Annotated in this window: 19 protein-coding genes and 1 rRNA gene; 16 read left to right on the top strand and 4 right to left on the bottom strand. The window is 54.4% G+C overall.

Annotation, left to right across the window (positions count from 1 at the left end; all coding sequences use genetic code 11):
- Positions 1-37 precede the first annotated feature (37 nt).
- The 4 genes from proV to proX (AC2FCQ_RS11230) all read left to right on the top strand — a co-directional run bounded on the left by proV (position 38) and on the right by proX (AC2FCQ_RS11230) (position 4,460).
- Positions 38-1,240, top strand: coding sequence for a glycine betaine/L-proline ABC transporter ATP-binding protein ProV (gene proV / locus AC2FCQ_RS11245; RefSeq protein WP_490308322.1), 1,203 nt, complete (start codon positions 38-40; stop codon positions 1,238-1,240).
- Entirely contained in the window at positions 1,233-2,351 is a 1,119-nt protein-coding gene (gene proW, locus AC2FCQ_RS11240) for a glycine betaine/L-proline ABC transporter permease ProW (protein WP_209640371.1), read from the top strand. The genes proV and proW overlap by 8 nt, the downstream gene beginning before the upstream one ends.
- Before the next feature lie 61 nt (positions 2,352-2,412).
- On the top strand, positions 2,413-3,408 hold the full coding sequence (proX, locus tag AC2FCQ_RS11235; protein WP_490308323.1) for a glycine betaine/L-proline ABC transporter substrate-binding protein ProX: 996 nt from the start codon (positions 2,413-2,415) through the stop codon (positions 3,406-3,408).
- Between the two features lie 50 nt (positions 3,409-3,458).
- Positions 3,459-4,460: a glycine betaine/L-proline ABC transporter substrate-binding protein ProX gene (proX, locus tag AC2FCQ_RS11230; RefSeq protein ID WP_209640377.1), complete on the top strand. Its 1,002-nt coding sequence runs from the start codon at positions 3,459-3,461 to the stop codon at positions 4,458-4,460.
- Positions 4,461-4,497: 37 nt separating this feature from the next.
- Here the strand turns inward: proX (AC2FCQ_RS11230) and AC2FCQ_RS11225 are convergent, their stop codons facing one another.
- Positions 4,498-5,376 (bottom strand): LysR family transcriptional regulator, encoded by an 879-nt coding sequence (locus tag AC2FCQ_RS11225; RefSeq protein ID WP_209640379.1) that lies wholly within the window; start codon positions 5,374-5,376, stop codon positions 4,498-4,500.
- A 102-nt stretch (positions 5,377-5,478) separates the two neighbouring features.
- Here AC2FCQ_RS11225 and AC2FCQ_RS11220 point away from each other — a divergent pair, with 102 nt between their 5' ends.
- The 7 genes from AC2FCQ_RS11220 to emrB all read left to right on the top strand — a co-directional run bounded on the left by AC2FCQ_RS11220 (position 5,479) and on the right by emrB (position 12,915).
- Complete coding sequence (locus tag AC2FCQ_RS11220; protein WP_209640382.1) at positions 5,479-6,678, top strand: MFS transporter; 1,200 nt, start codon at positions 5,479-5,481, stop codon at positions 6,676-6,678.
- A gap of 120 nt (positions 6,679-6,798) precedes the next feature.
- Complete coding sequence (locus AC2FCQ_RS11215) at positions 6,799-7,545, top strand: AzlC family ABC transporter permease (protein ID WP_404760666.1); 747 nt, start codon at positions 6,799-6,801, stop codon at positions 7,543-7,545.
- A complete protein-coding gene (gene ygaH / locus AC2FCQ_RS11210) occupies positions 7,535-7,888 on the top strand; it encodes an L-valine transporter subunit YgaH (protein ID WP_490308324.1) in 354 nt (117 codons plus the stop codon). The genes AC2FCQ_RS11215 and ygaH overlap by 11 nt, the downstream gene beginning before the upstream one ends.
- Positions 7,889-8,047: 159 nt before the next feature.
- Positions 8,048-8,569 carry a transcriptional repressor MprA gene (gene mprA / locus AC2FCQ_RS11205; RefSeq protein WP_037422292.1) on the top strand — a complete coding sequence of 174 codons (522 nt, stop codon included), beginning with the start codon at positions 8,048-8,050 and terminating at the stop codon, positions 8,567-8,569.
- 21 nt (positions 8,570-8,590) lie between these two features.
- A complete protein-coding gene (locus AC2FCQ_RS11200; RefSeq protein ID WP_209640390.1) occupies positions 8,591-10,042 on the top strand; it encodes an efflux transporter outer membrane subunit in 1,452 nt (483 codons plus the stop codon).
- A gap of 147 nt (positions 10,043-10,189) precedes the next feature.
- Positions 10,190-11,362 carry a multidrug efflux MFS transporter periplasmic adaptor subunit EmrA gene (gene emrA, locus AC2FCQ_RS11195; protein ID WP_209640392.1) on the top strand — a complete coding sequence of 391 codons (1,173 nt, stop codon included), beginning with the start codon at positions 10,190-10,192 and terminating at the stop codon, positions 11,360-11,362.
- 17 nt (positions 11,363-11,379) lie between these two features.
- Positions 11,380-12,915 (top strand): multidrug efflux MFS transporter permease subunit EmrB, encoded by a 1,536-nt coding sequence (emrB, locus tag AC2FCQ_RS11190; protein WP_209640393.1) that lies wholly within the window; start codon positions 11,380-11,382, stop codon positions 12,913-12,915.
- Between the two features lie 180 nt (positions 12,916-13,095).
- Here the strand turns inward: emrB and AC2FCQ_RS11185 are convergent, their stop codons facing one another.
- A complete protein-coding gene (locus tag AC2FCQ_RS11185) occupies positions 13,096-14,196 on the bottom strand; it encodes a tRNA/rRNA methyltransferase (RefSeq protein WP_061808384.1) in 1,101 nt (366 codons plus the stop codon).
- 208 nt (positions 14,197-14,404) lie between these two features.
- Here AC2FCQ_RS11185 and trxC point away from each other — a divergent pair, with 208 nt between their 5' ends.
- The 5 genes from trxC (at position 14,405) to AC2FCQ_RS11160 (ending at position 20,357) form a co-directional block, all read left to right on the top strand.
- Positions 14,405-14,824 carry a thioredoxin TrxC gene (trxC, locus tag AC2FCQ_RS11180; RefSeq protein ID WP_209640396.1) on the top strand — a complete coding sequence of 140 codons (420 nt, stop codon included), beginning with the start codon at positions 14,405-14,407 and terminating at the stop codon, positions 14,822-14,824.
- Positions 14,825-14,942: 118 nt separating this feature from the next.
- The gene (locus AC2FCQ_RS11175) at positions 14,943-15,647 is read left to right on the top strand and encodes a tRNA-uridine aminocarboxypropyltransferase (RefSeq protein WP_490308325.1); all 705 of its coding nucleotides are present in this window, start codon (positions 14,943-14,945) and stop codon (positions 15,645-15,647) included.
- Positions 15,648-15,787: 140 nt separating this feature from the next.
- The gene (locus AC2FCQ_RS11170; protein ID WP_490308326.1) at positions 15,788-18,436 is read left to right on the top strand and encodes a bifunctional acetate--CoA ligase family protein/GNAT family N-acetyltransferase; all 2,649 of its coding nucleotides are present in this window, start codon (positions 15,788-15,790) and stop codon (positions 18,434-18,436) included.
- A 153-nt stretch (positions 18,437-18,589) separates the two neighbouring features.
- A complete protein-coding gene (pssA, locus tag AC2FCQ_RS11165) occupies positions 18,590-19,945 on the top strand; it encodes a CDP-diacylglycerol--serine O-phosphatidyltransferase (protein WP_265557048.1) in 1,356 nt (451 codons plus the stop codon).
- Between the two features lie 79 nt (positions 19,946-20,024).
- A complete protein-coding gene (locus AC2FCQ_RS11160; RefSeq protein ID WP_490308327.1) occupies positions 20,025-20,357 on the top strand; it encodes a YfiM family lipoprotein in 333 nt (110 codons plus the stop codon).
- 1 nt (position 20,358) lies between these two features.
- Here AC2FCQ_RS11160 and AC2FCQ_RS11155 read toward each other — a convergent pair whose 3' ends face one another.
- The gene (locus tag AC2FCQ_RS11155) at positions 20,359-21,669 is read right to left on the bottom strand and encodes an MFS family transporter (protein WP_209640409.1); all 1,311 of its coding nucleotides are present in this window, start codon (positions 21,667-21,669) and stop codon (positions 20,359-20,361) included.
- A gap of 233 nt (positions 21,670-21,902) precedes the next feature.
- Positions 21,903-22,018: ribosomal RNA gene (gene rrf / locus AC2FCQ_RS11150) — 5S ribosomal RNA — on the bottom strand.
- Positions 22,019-22,154: the final 136 nt, after the last annotated feature.

Below are 22,154 nucleotides of genomic sequence, written 5' to 3'. Positions count from 1 at the left end.
ATCGTTTGATAATTCATCAGAGGAAACAGCAAATTGCATGGCAATTAAACTCGAAGTAAAGAACCTATATAAGATATTTGGCGAACATCCGGATCGCGCTTTCAAACTGATTGATAAAGGCCTGACAAAAGACCAATTGCTTGAAAAAACCGGGTTATCATTAGGCGTAAAAGACGCCTCTCTGGCCATTGAAGAAGGCGAGATATTTGTCATCATGGGGCTTTCCGGTTCCGGAAAATCTACCCTGGTACGCCTTCTCAATCGTCTGATAGAACCCACCCGCGGGCAGGTGCTGATTGACGGCGAGGATATATCGAAAATATCCGACAGCGCACTGCGCACCGTCCGTCGAAATAAGATCAGCATGGTGTTTCAATCATTCGCTTTAATGCCACATATGAATGTCTTGAATAACACTGCATTCGGTATGGAGTTAGCCGGTATTCCGCCGCAGGAGCGCCAGGAAAAAGCGCAGGAGGCCCTGCGTCAGGTCGGTCTGGAGAATTATGCGCATTCCTATCCCGATGAACTTTCCGGCGGGATGCGTCAGCGCGTGGGATTAGCCCGTGCCATGGCGAATAATCCTGACATATTATTGATGGATGAAGCCTTCTCGGCACTGGATCCATTAATCCGTACGGAGATGCAGGATGAGCTTGTCAAATTACAGGCTCAACATCAACGCACCATCGTCTTTATTTCCCACGATTTGGATGAGGCAATGCGTATTGGCGATCGCATTGCCATTATGCAAGGTGGAGAAGTGATTCAAGTCGGTACGCCGGAGGAAATATTAAATAATCCGGCCAACGATTATGTCCGTACATTCTTCCGCGGCGTCGATATCAGCCATGTCTTCAGCGCCAAGGATATTGCCAAGCGTCGCCCCGTCGCGCTTATTCGTAAAACCCCCGGTTTTGGTCCGCGTTCGGCATTGCAGCTGCTGCGCGATGAAGACCGCGATTACGGTTATGTTGTTGAACGTGGAAAGAAATTTATCGGCGTTGTGTCGATAGATTCGCTCAAGCACGCGCTCGCCGCCAATCAAACGTTGGACGACGCCCTGCTGGAAGCTCCGGCCCCAGTGCCAGCCGATATGCCACTGAGCGAACTGATTTCATTGGTCGCCCTGGCGCCTTGTGCTGTCCCCGTGGTCTGCGAAGACAATAACTATATCGGAATTATTTCCAAAGCCATGCTGTTGCAGGCTTTAGATAAAGAGGGCCCAACGAATGAGTGATACGACACAGGATCCCTGGGCTACCGCGCCTACCGACCCCAGCACCCTACCGGCAACTGACGCTGCAAGTTCAACGGCGCCTGCGGGTGATGCCTGGTCCAGCGCACCACCACCCGCCGCCCATGACGCCGCTAATCAGGCTGCACAGGGCGCTGACTGGCTTAACAGCGCACCGGCACAGCCTGAGCATTTCAACTTGCTGGACCCGTTCCACAAGACCTGGGTGCCATTTGACTCCTGGGTAACGCATGGCATCGATTGGCTCGTACTGCACTTTCGCCCATTGTTTCAGGGGATCCGCGTTCCCGTCGACGTTATCCTCAGTGGCTTCCAACAATTGCTACTTGGCATGCCGGCACCGATCGCCATTCTGCTGTTTTCATTGATTGCCTGGCAGCTTTCCAGCCTCGGCATGGGGGCTGCGACGCTGGTCTCGCTGATTGCCATTGGTGCAATTGGCGCCTGGTCACAAGCCATGGTAACGCTGGCCCTGGTACTGACGGCCCTGTTCTTCTGTATCGTCATCGGCTTGCCGCTAGGTATCTGGTTGGCACGCAGCAAACATGCCGGCAAAGTTATTCGGCCACTGCTCGATGCCATGCAGACCACACCCGCCTTCGTCTATCTGGTGCCCATCGTCATGCTGTTCGGTATCGGCAACGTGCCCGGGGTGGTGGTCACGATCATCTTTGCTCTGCCGCCGATCGTGCGTTTGACCATTCTTGGCATCAAGCAGGTGCCAGAAGATCTGATCGAAGCCGCCGAATCCTTCGGTGCCAGCCCGCGCCAACTGCTGTTTAAAGTGCAGTTGCCACTGGCTATGCCGACCATCATGGCTGGCGTAAACCAGACGCTGATGCTGGCGTTGTCGATGGTGGTTATTGCCTCGATGATCGCCGTCGGGGGGCTGGGTCAAATGGTACTGCGTGGCATTGGCCGCCTCGATATGGGTCTGGCCGCCGTTGGGGGGGTCGGTATCGTAATCCTGGCGATTATTCTGGACCGCCTCACACAGTCTCTGGGGCGCGATCGTCGCAGCAAAGGCATCGGTCGTTGGTATGCTCACGGCCCGATTGGGTTAGTCGCCCGTCCATTCATCAAAAAGCCTTAATGACCTTCCCCCGGCGTTGGCCGGGGGTATCGGCAGTCCCCATAAAATCGAAGGAACCACTATGCGCTCGACAGGAATTTGGGCTATTGCCCTGACTTCATGGCTAAGCACACAGGCGTTCGCCGTCGAACTTCCCGGCAAAGGCGTCACGGTTAACCCCGTGCAAAGCCCCATTGCGGAAGAAAGCTTCCAGACAGAACTGGTTAACCGCGCGTTGACCAAGCTGGGCTATGACGTCAAGCCTACCGCCGAGGTGGACTATAACGTCGCCTATACCTCCATCGCTTCCGGTGACGCCACCTATATGGCAGTGAATTGGGATCCGTTGCAAACAGACATGTACCAAAGCGCCGGCGGCGATAAGACGTTCTATCGCCAGGGTGCCTATATCACGAATGCGGCACAAGGCTATCTGATCGATAAAAAAACCGCGGACAAATACCACATCAGTGATATTGCCCAGCTAAAAGATCCCAAGCTGGCCAAGCTGTTTGACGCTGACGGTGACGGCAAAGCCGATCTGGCTGGCTGCGAACCGGGCTGGGCATGCAGCAATGTGATCGACACCCACATCAAGGCCTATGGCCTGAGTAACACCGTCACTCAAAACCAGGGTAACTACGCCGCCATCATCGCCGATACCCTGACCCGCTATAAACAGGGCAAACCAGTGCTGTATTTTACCTGGACACCCTATTGGGTCAGCGACGAGCTCGTGCCCGGCCGCGACGTCGTCTGGCTCACCGTTCCATTCTCCGCCAGCCCTGGGTCATTGAAAGATAAAGAGACCGCATTACCGAACGGTAAAAATTACGGTTTCTTCGTCAATAACGAACACATTGTCGCCAACAAACAATGGGCGCAGGCCAACCCGGCAGCTGCCAAGCTGTTCGCCGTCATGAAACTGCCATTGTCAGATGTGAACGCACAGAACCTGCGTATGCATAACGGTGAGAACAGTGCCGGCGATATACAGCGCCACGTAGACGGCTGGATTAAAGCCCATCAGGCCACCTTCGATGGCTGGGTCAATACGGCTGCTGCGGCAGCGAAATAATCCCGACGTGCCGGAAATCCCGGCTTCATAACATAAAAAGGTATTTCACTATGCGCACTACAGGAATCTGGGCCGTTGCCCTTACCACACTGATTAGCTCACAGGCGGTTTTTGCCGCGGACTTGCCGGGTAAAGGCATCAGGGTGCAACCGGTGCAGAGCACCATTTCCGAAGAAACCTTCCAGACGCTGCTGGTCAGTAAAGCGTTGGAAAAACTGGGCTACGACGTGAAAGACACGCGCGAAGTGGATTATAACGTCGCCTACACGTCAATCGCCTCCGGTGACGCGACGTTCCTTGCGGTCAATTGGGATCCGCTGCACGCCGATCAGTACAAAGCCGCCGGTGGCGACGCCAAGTTTTACCGCGAGGGGGTATACGTCAACGGGGCAGCACAGGGTTACCTGATCGACAAAAAAACCGCCGATAAATACCACATCACCAACATTGAACAGCTGAAAGATCCGAAGATCGCCAAACTGTTCGACACCAACGGGGATGGCAAAGCGGATCTGACCGGTTGTACGCCGGGCTGGGGCTGTGAAGCCGCCATTAACCACCACATCAAGGCCTACGGTCTGGATAAGACCGTCGAGCACAACCAGGGCAACTACGCGGCAATGATTGCCGATACCATTACCCGCTACAAAGAAGGCAAACCGGTGTTGTACTACACCTGGACGCCATACTGGGTGAGCGATGTGTTGGTTCCGGGGCGCGACGTCGTCTGGTTGCAAGTGCCATTTTCCGCCATGCCGGGCGAAATGAAAAACAGGGATACCAAGCTGCCAAACGGTGCTAACTATGGTTTCCCGGTGAACACCATGCGTATCGCCGCCAACAAGCAGTGGGCCGAAGCCAACCCGGCTGCCGCCAAGCTGTTCGCCATCATGAAGCTGCCCATTGCCGATGTGAATGCGCAAAACCTGCGTATGCATGAGGGTCAGGCATCTGAAGCCGATATCCAGCGTCACGTTAATGGCTGGATCAAGGCGCATCAGGCCACCTTTGACGGCTGGGTGAAAACGGCCGCCGAGGCCGCGAAGAAATAACCACACAGGGGTGCAGGCAACTGCACCCCTGCTCTCTTTATTCAACAATATCTATCCCACTAAACTGCAAAAAACGCTCGGCGGTTCTGGACAGCAACTGCGGCCATACGCAGTACACCTGCCGCCGTGGGCCATCCTCGATTGGAATTGACACCAGCGAACTCAAACGCTGTGCCGTCGAAATCGGTACGATACCCGTCGCTAGCCCGCGCCGGACCAAATTTTCCAGCCATTCAATATGATCAATTTCAAAACTGACGTGCCGCTTAATCCCCGCAGCCTGAAACGCGCGATCGGTTTGGCGCCTGGCCCCTGTACCGCTGTAAAAGTCCACCAGCGGTACTTCCGACAAGGTTTGCAGATTGACTCGCTGGCGGTTGGCTAACGGATGTTGTGTCGCCACCAGTGCCACCAGCGGCTCATCGGTAAGCTGCCGATGAGATACCGGCAGCATATCGATATCGCCCGGCCAAATGCCGACAAACGCCACGTCGGTTTTTTGTTGGCGAACATCCTCCAGCAATTCCTCGCTCATTCCCACATACAACCGGATGTTCACCGCCGGATAATGGCGATGGAAATTACCCAGTTTCTCGGTGAGATCAATCGCGTTTATGGTTGAAATGGTGCCAATAGTCAGGGTACCGGACACTGTGCCGCTGGCCGCGACCACCTCCTCCACCAGCGCCTGTTTCGCCGCCAGTAATCGTTGCGCAGGTTGAATAAATGCCTGGCCGGCAGTCGTCAATTTTACCCGGCGTGAGGTACGCTCAAACAATGTGCACCCTAGCTCTTCCTCCAGTTTGGCAATCTGGTGGCTAAGGGCAGACTGTACCGTATGGCAGCGCTGCGCTGCCCGCGTAAAGCTCTGTTCTTCAGCCACCGCAAGTGCAAAGCGGATTTGTTTCAGGTTCATGGTATCTATCGCAAAATGAGATTGATCAAATGAAAATTATACATTGGTTTAACGCGCTGTCCTGAACGATACTCGCCCCACTTCTTCTTATGATTAAAAACTATGAATCAAAAACACGCACAGCCGGGCCTAAGCCCAGCGTTAACCGTACTGATTGCCATCGCCACCGGTCTGGCGGTCGCCAGTAACTATTACGCACAACCATTGCTGGAAACCATCGCCCAGAACTTTGATCTGTCGGTGAATCAGGCCGGTTTTATCGTCACCGCCGCTCAATTGGGCTACGCCGTAGGCCTGCTATTGCTGGTGCCGCTCGGCGATATGTTTGAACGCCGCGGGTTGATTGTCTTTATGACGCTGCTGGCAGCAGGGGGAATGCTGATCACGGCCAGTTCCTCAACCTTGCCGATGATGATCCTCGGCACGGCACTCACGGGGCTGTTCTCGGTGGTGGCGCAAATCCTGGTGCCGTTGGCGGCTACGTTGGCACACCCGGAAAAACGCGGTAAAACTGTTGGCATTATCATGAGTGGCTTACTGCTCGGTATTCTGTTGGCACGAACCGTCGCCGGGGCACTTGCGTCGTTCGGCGGTTGGCGCACCATTTACTGGGTGGCCAGTGTGTTAATGATCCTGATGGCGCTGATCCTCTGGCGTGCACTACCACGTTATAAACAGCACTCAGGGCTGAATTACCCCCAGTTACTGAAATCAATTTTCACACTGTTCTGCGGGACTCCACTGCTGCGGACCCGTGCGGTGCTGGGTGCGCTCTCGTTCGCCAACTTTAGCGTGCTGTGGACGTCCATGGCTTTTCTGCTGGCCGCGCCGCCCTTTGGCTATTCCGAAGGCGTCATCGGCCTGTTCGGGTTAGTCGGTGCTGCGGGAGCGTTAGCCGCCTCACGTGCCGGGCACATGGCGGACCAAGGCAAAGCCGGTTTAACCACCACCGTTGGCCTGGTGCTGTTGTTACTGTCATGGATACCCATCGCTTTCGCTAAACAATCGCTGTGGGCATTGATCGCCGGCATCCTGATCCTTGACCTGGCGGTGCAAGCCGTACACGTCACCAATCAAAGCGTGATTTACCGCATCATGCCGGAAGCGCGTAATCGCCTGACGGCAGGCTACATGACCAGCTATTTTATCGGTGGCGCACTCGGTTCACTGCTGTCAGCCACCGCTTACCAACATGCAGGCTGGACCGGCGTCGCCGCTGCTGGGGGCGTTTTATGTCTCCTCAACCTGCTGACCTGGTGGCACGGTAAGCACCATGACCCACAAGGCCCAGCGACAATCTGATTAGCAAGCGAATAGTAATATCAGGAATTTATTAGCGCCGCAGGGTATAAACATTACTCACTCTCTGGTAATGTTCTGCAGATGAACTATTGATCTCTATATCCTGCGACACTCATAAAAATGCAAAGCCAAGCTGCAGAAAACCTCAATCCTCCTGCCGTCAGCTCTACCTTTACCCACGGCATCGTCGACAGTTTACCTATTGTCATCGGCTATGTGCCGGTGGCTTTCGCATTCGGCCTGAGCGCCGTTAAGCTGGGATTCTCCCCGCTAGAGAGCATCTTCTTTTCCTGCATTATCTATGCGGGGGCGAGTCAGTTTGTGATCACTGCCTTGTTGAGTGCCGGTATGTCACTGTGGGTTTCCGCGCTAACCGTGATGGCCATGGACATACGGCATTTGCTGTATGGCCCAGCCCTACGACACCGCATCGTTTCGCGCATGTCGCGCGGTAAAACGGCACTGTGGGCCTTCGGCCTGACCGATGAAGTGTTCGCCGCGGCTACGGCCAAGTTAATGCGCAATAACCGCAGTTGGAGCGAAAACTGGATGCTCGGCATCTCGCTGTGCTCCTGGCTGTCGTGGGTCGCAGGCACCGCGATTGGCGCACTCTTCGGCAACGGGCCTCTCGAGCAATATCCCGTCATCGAGGCGTCACTCTCCTTTATGTTGCCGGCGCTGTTCCTCAGTTTCCTGCTTGCTGCATTCAAACGCCCGCAAAGCCTGACTATCGCCGCGGCTCTGGCCGGTGCACTGCTCGGCGTAGTGCTATTTTCCATCCCGGTAGCCATTTTAGCGGGTATCAGTGCCGGTTGTATCGCCGCGCTGTTCCAACCCACCACGCAGGAGGTTATCAATGAACACTGATGTGCTGGTCATTGGCCTGGTTGTGGGTTGCGCTAATTACCTGTTCCGCTACTTACCATTACGCCTGGCGCCAGCGCGTGCCCAACCCGGCATCCAGCGAGGTAAAACGGCCCTGCTGCTCGACAGTATCGGCATCGCCTCTATCTGTGCGTTGCTGGTGGTATCCAGCACGCCGGTGGTGATGCGTGAACCCGACAAGCTGTGGCCAACACTGGTCGGGTTCGCCGCACTGGGTTTGTGCTTCTACCGCAGCAAGAGCATCATTTTGTCGACGTTGATCGGCGCAGTCGCCTTTGGCATCACATTAAAAATGTTTATGATTCTCGGCCCAGCCAGCCTTTGATTTTGTCCGTCATCCCCATTCTGAGCACTTACTCAAAAATGGGTCATTGACAAACAACTTACAAATGACACGAATTGCTAAATTATTCGCACGGCTGAACATTTACATTATTAATCACTATCGTTACTATCTCGAACGAAATTAATGAGGCCCCAAATTATGGAAAGCTCGTTTACTCCCATTGAACAAATGCTTAATTTCCGCGCAAAACGTCAGAAAGATTTCCCTTATCAGGAGATATTGCTGACCCGGCTGTGCATGCACATGCAAAGTAAGCTGCTGGAAAACCGCAATAAAATGCTCAAAGCACAAGGGATTAACGAAACATTGTTTATGGCGCTGATTACTCTGGATGCACAGGAAAGTCACAGCATTCAGCCTTCTGAGCTAAGCTCTGCCCTAGGTTCGTCGCGTACTAATGCCACACGTATTGCCGATGAGTTAGAAAAGCGCGGTTGGATTGAGCGCCGTGAAAGTGACAATGATCGTCGTTGCCTGCATTTGCACATGACGCCGCAGGGAGAGGAATTTCTCAACCAGTTGCTGCCACCGCAGCACAAATGTCTGCATTTCCTGTGGTCCACGCTGAACGATGACGAACAGCAGCAGCTTGAAAAGCTGACGCGCAAACTGTTAACGCGTCTGGACCAGATGGAAGTTTCAGGACAGTTATCCCAATAACTTCTGTTCAGGTAACATACTATGCGATCCCCATTTAACTGGAGATTCACCCCGCTGTTCGCTGTATTGCTGCTGGCCGGGTGTGCATCTACCGATAATATTGCCCCGCAATCCACCCTGATGGATCCGCAGAGCCTGCAACTGTCACAGCCAAAAGTCAGTTCGCTGAATGTCAGCCCGCAATGGTGGCGTTCGCTTAATGACCCGCAGCTCGATAGCCTGATGACCCAGACGCTGCAAAGCTCGCCGACGCTGAGACAAGCAGCGGGTCGCGTACGCGAAGCACAAAGTGTCGTAGGCGAAGCCAGTGCCGCCAATGGCCCCAATCTGGATCTGAACGCCAGCAGCAACCGCCAGAAAATTCCACAGAACGTTAACCTGGGGCTGGGCTACCCGCACCAACCGATCTATGAAACCTCGAACTCTTTGGGCCTGAATCTGGCTTATGAGTTTGACTGGTGGGGCAAATACCGCAATCAGGTTAACGCCGCCAAGGCACAGGTTGATGCGGCGCGCGCCGAACAGGAACAGGCGGCACTGACGCTGACCAGTTCCGTGGCCTCGGCGTATTACCAGCTTCAAAGCAATTTTGCACTGGAAAAACTGCTGCAACAGGAAGTGGATAACAACCAACGCCTGGCAGACCTGCGCCAGCAGCAATATAAAGCCGGCATTACGGGTGTTGATGTTCCACAACAAACCCAGGCACAAGCTGACGGCGCCAAACAGCAGATCCTTCAACTGCAGTCGCAAATTGAACAACTTAGACACCAATTGGCCGCACTGGCTGGCCAGGGCCCGAATGCGATGCAGCACCTGCGTCCAGTCGCGTTGCCTGCCAGTAATTTGATGGCGCCAAAAGGTGAGCTCACTGCCGATTTGCTGGGTAAACGCCCGGACATCGCCGCACAGCGCCAGTTGGTGGAGTCCTACAGCCAACGCGTCAGCGCCGCACGTAAGGAATTTTACCCTAGCCTAACCATTTCAGCCTTTGCCGGCCTGACCACGACCAATACCAGTGGCACCAGCCCGAACCTGTTTGAAGCGGCCAGCCAAGCCTGGAATGTGGTGCCGGCGATTTCATTACCGATCTTCCACGCCGGCGCACTGCGCAGCAAGCTGGGTGAGGAGTCTGCACTGTATGACCAGGCCGTCGAGTCCTATAACCAAACTATCCTGAATGCCGTGCAGGAAACTGCTGATGCCATCACCGTCCAACAAAGCACTGCGCAACAGCAGCTGCAGGCGGCATCCGCGTCCCAATCGATGCAGCAGGTGTACCGCGTCGCTAACGCTCGATACCAGGCAGGGATTATCGGGCGCGACCAGTTGTTAACCAGCCAAACGCAGCTCTTGCAGCAGCAGCAGGCGGAACTGAATGCCAGCAGCAACTTGTTGCAGGCGAAGATAGGACTGATCCGTGCGCTGGGCGGTGGCTATCAAGCTCCGGCCGTAGCGGATTCAAAAGCATAATAAAACGACCCAAAATAATTGGCGCGGCATCGAGACGGCAAGGGAACAAGCCCCATGAACTTACTCCTGTAAGTGCATCGGGCGAGTGAGCAGAGCCAATACCGATGCCGCTTCAGTCTGAAGGGTAAAGAGAGCTTGGAGAACACCATGAGTGTAAGCGCGGAAACTCAAAACCCGCAGCAACCGGTCGGTAAGAAGAAGCAGCGTAAATTCTGGCTGCTGTTGCTAACGGTTATTTTTGTTGTTATTGGGGTGGCATATTTAGTGTATTGGTTCCTGGTGCTGCGTCATCATCAGGAAACGGACGACGCCTATGTGTCCGGTAACCAGGTGCAGATCATGGCCCAGGTGAACGGTAGCGTTAACCGCGTCAACTTCGACAATACAGATTACGTAAAACAGGGTGATGTACTGGTCACGCTCGATCCAACCGATGCCGAGCAAGCGCTTGAACGCGCCAAAACCGGCTTGGCTAACAGCGTGCGTCAAACCCACCAGCTCATCATTAACAGTAAGCAATATCAGGCCAATATTGCCCTGCGCAAATCTGACTTGAGCAAAGCTGAGAGTGATTTAAAGCGCCGTGTGGTGCTGGGTAGCGTTGACGCCATTGGCCGTGAAGAACTGCAACATGCACGAGATGCGGTCGACAGCGCCAAGGCCGCGTTAGAAGTGGCCGTACAGCAATACAACGCCAATCAGGCGATGGTGCTCAATACCCCACTGGAACAGCAGCCCGCGATCCAACAGTCCGCCGCGCAAGTACGCGACGCTTGGCTGGCATTGCAACGTACTCAAATCATCAGCCCGATCACCGGCTATGTGTCCCGTCGTAGCGTACAGGTTGGCGCGCAAATCGCCGCCGGCTCCCCGCTAATGGCCGTGGTGCCAGCCGATCACATCTGGGTTGATGCCAACTTTAAAGAAACCCAAATTGCCAATATGCGTATTGGACAGTCGGCTACCGTAGTCAGTGATATTTACGGTGACGATGTGGTGTATAACGGCAAAGTCGTCGGTATCGATATGGGTACCGGTAGCGCCTTCTCGCTGCTGCCTGCACAAAATGCTACCGGTAACTGGATCAAAGTGGTTCAGCGTCTGCCGGTGCGTATTGAGCTGGACGCCAAACAAATTGCCGATCATCCGTTGCGCATTGGCTTATCCACACTGGTAAAAGTCGATACCACCAATCTGGATGGCCGCGTGCTGTCTGATGTGGTGCGAGACAAACCGCTGTACCAGACCGACGCGCTGGCGTTGAATCTGGCACCGGTTAACCAGATGATCGCTGACGTGATCCATGCGAATGCCGGCTAAGCGCGCGGGAGGCTACCTTGGCACAGAAACCGCTTGAAGGCGCTCAGCTCGCCTGGATGACGGTCGCGCTCGCCATGGCGACCTTTATGCAGGTGCTGGACTCCACCATTGCCAACGTGGCGATCCCAACAATTGCGGGTAACCTCGGGTCTTCCAACTCGCAGGGCACCTGGGTGATCACCTCGTTTGGCGTGGCAAACGCCATTTCCATCCCGATCACCGGCTGGCTGGCAAAGCGCGTCGGTGAAGTGCGGTTGTTCCTTTGGTCCACCGCATTGTTCGTGCTCGCTTCCTGGCTGTGTGGCATTTCCAACAGCCTGGGCATGCTGATCTTCTTCCGCGTGATCCAGGGGGTGGTCGCAGGGCCCTTGATCCCGCTGTCACAAAGCCTGTTGCTGAACAACTATCCGCCCGCCAAGCGAGCGATGGCCCTGGCGCTCTGGTCGATGACGGTGATCGTCGCGCCAATATTCGGGCCTATCCTCGGGGGTTATATCAGTGATAACTATCACTGGGGCTGGATCTTCTTCATCAACATTCCGATTGGCGGTTTCGTGATCATGGCAGCCCTGTCGACGTTGCGCGGCAGAGAAACCAAGACCGAGATCAAACCGATCGATACCGTTGGCCTGGTGCTGCTGATTGTCGGCATTGGTTCGCTGCAGGTGATGCTCGATCAGGGTAAGGAGCTGGACTGGTTCAACTCGACCGAGATTATTGTGCTGACGGTGGTGGCGGTGGTGGCGTTGCTGTTCCTGGTGGTCTGGGAACTGACGGACGACCACCCGGTGGTAGACTTGTCGCTGTTCAAGTCACGCAACTTTACCATCGGCTGTCTGTGCATCAGTCTGGCCTACATGCTCTACTTCGGCGCTATCGTCCTGTTGCCGCAGCTGCTACAGGAGGTGTATGGCTATACCGCCACCTGGGCAGGATTGGCTTCGGCACCGATCGGGTTGATACCGGTATTGCTGTCACCGATCATCGGTAAATTCGGCAACCGACTCGATATGCGCAGGCTGGTGACCTTTAGCTTCATTATGTATGCCGTGTGCTTTTACTGGCGCGCTTATACGTTTGAGCCGGGAATGGACTTTGGTGCCTCGGCCTGGCCGCAGTTTGTCCAGGGCTTTGCCATCGCCTGCTTCTTTATGCCGTTAACCACCATCACGCTGTCCGGCTTGCCGCCGGAACGTATGGCAGCGGCATCGAGCCTGTCGAACTTTACCCGTACGTTAGCGGGGTCGATCGGTACGTCGATCACCACCACGCTGTGGACCCAGCGCGAATCGCAGCATCACGCGCAGCTGACGGAGTTTGTGAATCCATACAGTCCGCAGTCGCAGGAAATGTATCGACAGTTGGAACAGATCGGTATGAGCAAGCAGCAGGCGTCGGCCTATATTGCCAACGAGATCACCGCGCAAGGGTTGATCATCTCTGCCAACGAGATTTTCTGGTTGGCTGCTGGGGTGTTCCTGATCCTGCTGGTACTGGTGTGGGTGGCGAAACCGCCATTCAGTTCTGGCGGCGGGGGCGGCGGCGCTCACTAAACAGTAGAAAGCAAAACGGGCGCCCCAGGGCGCCCGTTTTTTATAACATTATGTATACCCTATGAATTTCAAGTTGCAGCTAGGCGACCCACTCACTCATCCCCAGGTGCTTACTCTAGTCAGTCACTGGGGTGAGTTGGTGCAGCTAACAACGCTGCGGCTTGAAAGGCGACGGGTATATTAGGCCTGGTTTTGACGCCACCAGTCAGCCAGCAAAATACCGGTCGCGACCGATACGTTCAGGCTTTCTACCTTGCCGGTACCGCCGATAGACACGTTCATATCCCCCTGTTGCCAGGCGCTGTCGCTCAGACCGTCGCGCTCTTGCCCCAGTACCAGTACCATTTTGGCCGGCAGTTTAGCCTGCGCCAGTGGGGTACCTTTGTGGCTCGAGGTGGTCACAATGGCATAACCCGCCTTGCGGAAGGTATCCAGCACCGACAGGAAGTCATCAGCGCTAATCGCTTTGATGTGCTCTGCCCCACCCTCTGCCGTACGCACCGCAGCACCAGACTCCAGCAACGCAGGATCCTGCAGCAACACGCCGTTAACGCCAAAGTGAGCGCAAGAACGGACGATAGCCCCCAGGTTATGCGGGTTGCCCACTTCTTCCAATGCCAGCACGCAGTCTTTCGCCGGTGCTTCTTTCAAATAGGTTTGCGCATCCAGCCCCTGACGCTTTTTGATCAGGAAGCACACGCCGCCATGGTGTTCAGTGCCGGACGCTTTAGCCAGCTCTTCTTCATCTACGACGTGATAGGCTTTACGGTTCGCCGCCATCCAACGCAGGGCTTCACGAAAACGTGGCGTGACCGACTGCACGAACCACGCACGGACGATGGCGTCTGGGCGGCTGGCAAACAGGGCCTGGCAGGCGTTCTCACCGTAAACACGGGTTTCTTCCGCACGTTGACGACGCAGCTGCTCCGGATCGATAAAGCTTTTACCGCTGATACCGCCGTGATCGAACGCCGGCTCTTCTTCCGGGCCACGTGACACGGTTTTCCATGGCGAATCATAACCGCCACGGTCTTCAGTACGCGCTGGACGGCGAGGACGATCGCTTTCACTGCGGCGGGAATCAGTACCAGAGCCACGGCGATCATTGTTGCCACGTGGTTTGTCCTGACCGGTACGGCCCGAAGAGCGCGCACCGTCTGCCGGACGGCCTTTGCCGGCCGGACGCTTATTCTTGTTACGGTCGTCGCTGCTGCTGTCATCGTCGCTGCGGACGTACATCACTTTAACTTTACCGTTCTTGCCACTAAATGAATCGTTCATTTTCTTCTCCACCAACGCGCAGGGCGCGAAGATTACCTGATGTTGGGGTGCTAAGCCACCTACTTGCGCTAAAAGCTAACAACTATCGTATTCATTGAACAAACCTCTTTGTTCCTTGCCGCACTTTTAACGATAATAAGCAGCATTAAAGAAACATATCCGCAACCCGAATGCGGTTTGTCATGCTTTCTCAGTATCCGAGGTCATCATGAATACAGTCTGTCCAGCTTGTAATGCCACCAACCGCGTCCCTGAAGAACGCGTGGCTGACGGTGCGAAATGCGGCCGCTGCGGCCATGCGCTATTTGACGGTGAGGTGATCAATGCCACCGCCGCGACACTGGACCCGCTGCTGCAGGATGATCTGCCGGTCGTGGTCGACTTTTGGGCACCGTGGTGCGGCCCTTGCGTCAATTTTGCGCCGATCTTCGAAGACGTTGCCGAAGAACGCGCGGGCAAAGTTCGCTTCGTAAAAGTGAACACCGAGGCAGAGCCAGAATTGAGCGCTCGCTTCCGCATCCGCAGCATTCCGACCATCATGCTATTCCGTAAAGGAAAAATGGTCGACATGCTCAACGGCGCCATGCCAAAGGCGCCATTTGATAACTGGCTCAATGAACTAGTTTAACGCAGAAAGTATAGGCGGTGTTGCCCATTGTGGATGACATCGCCGTGACGCAATCCAGCCCGAACGCTCCCGTCGGGCTTTTTTCTGCGTTACAATGGCGGTTTTCGCCGGAATACTTATGACCGACAACGCCGTACTTCGCTTGCGTCAGTTTCGCCTGGAACGCTCTACTCGCCCCTTTCTGGCGCGCGGCAACCGCATATCGCGTTGTCAGGGTTGCCTGCTGCCGCAAAAAAACTGCCTGTGCGACACTATTCAGCCACAGCCCGCCACCAGCCGTTTCTGCTTAATCATGTTTGGTGCAGAGCCGTTGAAGCCGAGCAATACCGGCCGCTTGATCGCCGATATACTGCCAGAAACGCAGGCGTTCCTTTGGTCGCGCACCGAGGTTGACCCAGCCCTGTTGAAGGCCATTAACGATCCCGGACGCCAGCCTTATGTGGTGTTTCCCGCGTCTTATGCCGCGCCTGAACGGCCGGTATTCAGCGAGCTGCCCGCCGGTGGCAAACCGCCGCTGTTTATTATGCTGGACGGTACCTGGACCGAGGCGAGCAAAATGTTCCGTAAAAGCCCGTACCTCAATCAGTTCCCCGTGTTCTCACTCAACGTAACCACCGCCTCGAACTACCAACTGCGCGAAGCCAGCCGTACTGAGCAACACTGCACGGCAGAAGTTGCGACTGCCCTGCTGCAACAGGCCGGTGATACGGCCGCCGCAGACGGGCTGGCCGAGCATTTTCGCTATTTCCGCCAACAGTATCTGGCAGGGAAACCTACGCGCCCGGAGGCACCGGTCACAGCAAAGCCGTCTCAAAACGTCTAGAATCAGGCAGTAACGTAGCTATAGCCAATAATTCGAAATGCAGGCCGCTGACAACTGAACATGCCCAGGAAATTTAGTTTACAAAGCAGCAACGGCAGCCAACGCCCCCTGTTATTTTGAAGGACATCAAGGAGTCGTGCATGAGCCAGCGAGGGTTAGAAGCGCTTTTACGTCCCAAATCGATCGCCGTTCTCGGCGCTTCACAACAACCTGGCCGTGCCGGCAATCTGATGATGAGCAACCTGTTGGCGGGGGGATTCAACGGGCCCGTAATGCCCGTCACGCCAAGCTACAAGGCCGTCTGCGGGGTAATGGCGTACCCGGACGTTGCCAGCCTGCCTATCAGCCCCGATCTGGCAATACTTTGCACCCATGCACGACGCAACCTCGCACTAATTCAGGCTCTGGGTGAGCGCGGATGCAAAACCGCCATTGTTCTCTCTTCTCCTCCAGAGCAGTTCGCCGAGTTAAAGGCTTATGCGCAGCGTTATTCAATGCGCCTGCTAGGACCAAACAGTCTGGGCCTGTTGGCCCCTTGGCAAGGTATCAATGCCAGTTTCTCGCCGGTCCCGATCCTCAAGGGCAAGCTGGCGTTCATTTCCCAGTCCGCCGCAGTGGCCAATACTATCCTCGACTGGGCACAGCAGCGCGAAGTCGGTTTTTCCTATTTTATTGCGCTGGGCGACAGCCTGGATATTGACGTCGACGACCTGCTGGACTTTCTGGCTCGCGACAGTAAAACCAGCGCTATCTTGCTGTATCTGGAAAACATCAGCGATGCACGTCGCTTTTTATCTGCATCCCGCAGTGCTTCCCGCAACAAGCCGATTCTGGTCGTCAAAAGTGGTCGCAGTCAGCAAGCCCAGTTATTGCTCAACAGCCAGCAAGGGTTAGATGCCGCCTACGATGCGGCCATTCAACGTGCCGGGTTATTACGCGTGCAGGATACCCATGAGCTGTTCTCCGCGGTAGAAACCCTGAGCCATATGCACCCGCTGCGCGGAGAACGGCTGATGATTGTCAGTAACGGGGCCGCACCTGCTGCGATGGCATTGGATGAATTATTGGGGCGCAACGGTAAGCTGGCACCGTTGGGAGACGAGACCCTGGCGCAGCTTACCGACGCGCTACCCGAATTTATCCCTGCCGGTAACCCGATTGACCTGCGCGACGACGCAACACCGCAACGTTATTTGGCTGCGGTTAAAACACTGCTCGACAGCCATGACTACGACGCCTTACTGCTGATCCACGCGCCAAGCGCTGCGGCTCCAGGTACGATCACCGCTGAACGCATTATTGAAGCCATTCGCCAACACCCCCGCGGCAAACGAATGACACTCCTTACCAACTGGTGTGGTGAGTATTCGTCGCAGGACGCCCGGCGGCTATTTACCGAAGCCGGTATTCCAACCTACCGTACCCCGGAAGGTGCGGTAACCGCATTTATGCACATGGTGGAATATCGCCGTAATCAGAAACAGCTAAAAGAGACCCCGGCATTGCCAATAGGTCTGACGGCCAATACCGCAGATGCTCACCGGCTGATTCAACAGGCGTTGTCTGAAGGCGCAACGCAGCTCGATACCCACGAAGTACAATCGATTCTGCAAGCCTATGATCTGACAACCTTACCCACCTGGATTGCCGAAGACAGCGCCGAGGCAGTGCATATTGCCGAACAGATTGGTTACCCGGTAGCGCTCAAACTGCGTTCACCCGATATTCCCCATAAGTCTGAAGTTCAGGGCGTCATGCTTTACTTACGCACCGCGACCGAAGTACAGCGGGCTGCAGAAGCCATTCTCGATCGCGTGAAGCGCACCTATCCGCAGGCCCGCATTCACGGCCTGTTGGTACAGAGTATGGCGAATCGTGCCGGGGCACAGGAACTGCGCATTGCTGTAGAACAAGATGCCATTTTTGGCCCGCTGATTATGCTTGGCGAGGGCGGGATTGAATGGCGGCAGGAAAATCAGGTTTCTGTAGCTCTCCCCCCATTAAATATGGCACTGGCACGCTATCTGGTGTTGCAGGCCGTGAAAGGGGGCAAAATCCGCGGACGCAGTGCCCTGAGACCGCTGGATATTCCAGGGTTGAGTCGCTTGTTGGTGCAGGTGTCCAACCTGATCCTCGATTGCCCGGAAATTACTCGGCTGGACATCCACCCGGTATTGGCCTCCGGCAGCGAGTTCACCCTTCTCGATGTCTCCATGCAACTTGCGCCCTTTACCGGCGATCCACAGGCACGTCTGGCCATTCGTCCTTATCCACACGAGCTGGAAGAAACCATCGAATTGAAAGACGGTTCACACTGTCTGTTCAGGCCGATCTTGCCGGAGGATGAACCGGCGTTGAAACACTTTATCGATCGTGTGACCAAAGAAGATCTCTATTATCGCTACTTCAGCGAGATCAACGAGTTTACCCATGACGATTTGGCTAACATGACGCAGATCGACTACGATCGGGAGATGGCTTTTGTTGCCGTGCGCGATGAACATATCATTGGTGTCACGCGCGCCCTGTCCGATCCAGACAATATCGATGCGGAGTTCGCCGTGTTGGTTCGGTCCGATCTGAAAGGACTCGGTTTGGGGCGCCAACTGCTTGAGAAAATGATCGCCTATGCTCGCGCCCACGGGCTGGCCCGTCTGACCGGGATCACCATGCCAAACAACCGCGGAATGATCGGGCTGGCACAGCGACTGGGCTTTAGCATCGATGTGCAACTTGAGGATGGCATCGTCAATTTGACCCTGCCGTTGCAAGCGGAGGATGCGCAGTGACCTATGTCGCAATGCGCTACGAATCCACCACTTAACGCCAAAACATACGCACAATCGGGGCAACTAGTGGTATTATCGCCCGATTATTCGATTTATTGTTTTTCCGTATTTGGCGTTCAGGCCATCTAATCATGAGAGAAGAAGCGCACTGTGATGTTGTCAAAATTTAAACGTAGCAAACATCAACAACACCTTGCACAACTGCCCAAATTCCCTCAGACGGTAGCTGATGTACGTACCTTGTACACACCGTCTGATTACCGCGCTACGCTGCTGGACTTAATCGCTCACGCTACCAAACGCATTTATCTGGTCGCTTTGTATCTGGAGCACGACGACGCCGGACGCGATATCCTCAATGCCCTTTATCAGGCGAAGCAGCGATGCCCGGAATTGGAGATTTGCATTCTGGTTGACTGGCATCGTGCCCAGCGTGGGCGCATCGGCGCCGCGGCTGCCAATACAAACGCTGACTGGTACTGCGCCATGGCAAACCAGCACCCGGGGCTGTCCGTGCCGATATATGGCGTGCCCGTCAATACCCGTGAAGCCTTGGGCGTTTTGCACCTGAAAGGCTTTGTGATTGACGATACCGTGATTTATAGCGGTGCCAGCATCAACGACGTTTACTTACATCAGCATGAGAAATACCGTTACGACCGTTACCAGCTGATCACCAACGGCGAATTGGCGAATACTCTGATCGATTACATCAAACAGCACCTATTGTCCGCTGGTGCAGTACAACGATTGGATCGTGACGATCGTCCGAAAAGCCCTGAGATCAAAAACGAAACTCGCCTTTTCCGCTTTGGCCTGCGCCGCGCCGGCTATCAGTTTCGCAATAAGGCAGGTAACGACGAGCTTGCAGTAACGCCGCTGGTTGGGCTGGGCAAGCAAAGCGTATTGAATAAAACGATTCACCATCTGATGTCCTGCGCCGATCAAAAACTGACGCTGTGTACGCCTTACTTCAACCTCCCGGCGTTACTGGTACGCAATATCATTTCTCTGCTGCGCGAAGGCAAACAGGTAGAAATCATTGTTGGCGATAAAACCGCGAATGACTTCTATATTCCGGAAGATCAGCCGTTCAAAATTATCGGTGCGTTACCTTACCTGTATGAGATCAACCTGCGACGCTTTCTGAGTCGCCTGCAGCGTTATGTCGATACCGGTCAGCTGATTGTTCGTTTGTGGAAAGACGGCGATAACAGCTATCACCTGAAAGGCATGTGGGTAGATGATGAATGGCAGTTGATTACCGGTAATAACCTTAACCCGCGGGCGTGGCGATTGGATCTGGAGAATGCCATTCTCATTCACGATCCTAAGCAAGAGTTACGTGAGCAGCGACACAAAGAGTTGGAATGCATCCGTACCCACACCACCGTGGTGGGGCACTATCTGGAATTACAAAGCATTCAGCAGTATCCGGTTAAAGTGCGCAAACTGATCCGTCGTCTGCGCCGTATCCGCATCGACAGATTGATTAGCCGTATACTGTAATCCCGCTATAATTCAGCTATCGCAGACCCCGGCCAATGTCGGGGTTTTTTATATGCCATGACAACAGGATGTTTTCATTATGCGCCCACTCCGCAGCCTGGCCGTACTCCCCTTTTTACTTTTCACCAGCGGCTGCACCCATTTGGCCAATGACAGTTGGACCGGTAAGGACAAAGCGCAGCATTTTGTTGCTTCTGCTGCCTTTGCTGCCGCCGGTGCTGCGTATGGCGATCGTCAAAACTGGAGTGAAGCCCGTAGCCGTAGTTTCGGCCTGATGTTCTCAATTGGGCTCGGTGCCGCCAAAGAACTGTATGACAGTCGTGAAGGTGGCACCGGTTGGAGCTGGAAGGACTTTGCCTGGGATGTCGCAGGCGCCGCGACCGGTTATAGCCTGTATCACGCCACTCGCTGATTCACAGTTGGATTTCTTTTCCTTTGCGATGCAAGCGAAGTGACACGATCAACGCCAGTAGACACATGCCGGAAACATACCAGAAGAAGGCATTTTCCGCGCCGAAGGATTTCAGCGACAACGCCACATATTCTGCTGACCCACCAAACATTGCGTTAGCGACCGCATAGGATAGTCCAACCCCTAATGCCCGCACTTCCGGCGGGAACATTTCAGCTTTCAGCAGCCCGCTGATCGAGGTATAGAAACTCACAATAAACAGCGCCAGGACAATCAGACCGAAGGCGGCATAAGGATTAGTGACATTTTTCAATGTCAGCAGGATCGGCACCGTCAATAAGGTCGCAAACGAGGCGAAGATCAGCATTGAGCTGCGGCGGCCAATCTTGTCCGATAATGCCCCGACCAACGGTTGCAACAACATGTAGATAAATAGCGCCGCAGTCATGATGCCACTGGCCAACTTGGCATCCATTCCAGAGGTGTTAACCAAATACTTCTGCATGTAGGTGGTAAAGGTATAAAAGCTCAACGAGCCACCGGCGGTAAACCCCAGTACCATCAGGAAGGCTTTGCGGTTTTTCCACAATCCTTTCAGTGAACCGGCGTCTTTATGATTACGCGTTTTGGCATCGGAGGTTTCATTCAGTGAGCGACGCAGATACAACGCCACCACGGCCAATACGGCCCCAATGGCAAAAGGAATACGCCACCCCCACGCCTTGAGTTCGTCAGCAGAGAGGATTTGTTGTAACGCAACCAGAACCAGCAGTGCCAGTAATTGGCCACCAATCAGCGTCACATATTGGAAAGAAGCATAGAATCCACGCCGCCCCTTTATTGCCACCTCACTCATATAGGTTGCACTGGTACCGTACTCACCGCCGACGGACAATCCCTGGAATAATCGTGCGATCAACAGCAGCGCGGGTGCCCAGCTACCGATGGATTCATAAGTCGGTAAACAGGCGATCACCAGCGATCCTGCACACATCATGCAGACTGAAATCAACATCGAGTTTTTACGGCCATGCTTGTCGGCGATATAACCGAATAACCAACCACCGATAGGGCGCATAAAGAAACCAGCAGCAAATACGCCGGCGGTTTGCAGTAATTGGGTCGTGCTATTACCTGCTGGGAAAAAAGATGCGGCAAAGTAAATAGAACAAAAGGAATAGACGTAAAAATCAAACCATTCCACCAGGTTTCCCGACGATGCCCCAACAATGGCGAAAATGCGCTTCTTTTTATCTTGGACAACCAGATCAGCGCCCTCCCCATCCACAATAACCGAGGTTGTTTCTGTCATTTTATATTCTCCGAGCCTAATAAATCGTAGGTCAGCATCCCGCCGATTAAATGTAACTTAATTGTTATTGCATGGTTAACAACTAAAACAAATAGCGGGCGAAGAATATAGCGTGATTTATGTGATGCGTATTGAAGATTGGGATAAAAACCGATCAGAATTTAGGCAAATATTTATCGCAGACAAAACAAAAAGCCCTACGCTTTCACGTAGGGCTTGTTGCTTTATTTGATGCCTGGCAGTGTCCTACTCTCGCATGGGGAGACCCCACACTACCATCGGCGCTACGGCGTTTCACTTCTGAGTTCGGCATGGGGTCAGGTGGGACCACCGCGCTATTGCCGCCAGGCAAATTCTGTTTCATTCCGGCCGTTACTCGCGTAACCACCTGAACCAATCTCGGAACATCGCTGAAAATCTTTCGTCTGCTCTAAAAACACCTTTGGTGTTGTAAGGTTAAGTCTCACGGATCATTAGTACTGGTT

It is taken from the genome of Serratia sp. CoH_134_PS_4 (assembly GCF_058190535.1).
Note: the sequence above shows the minus strand (reverse complement) of the source record. Positions and strands in the feature narration are given on the sequence as shown.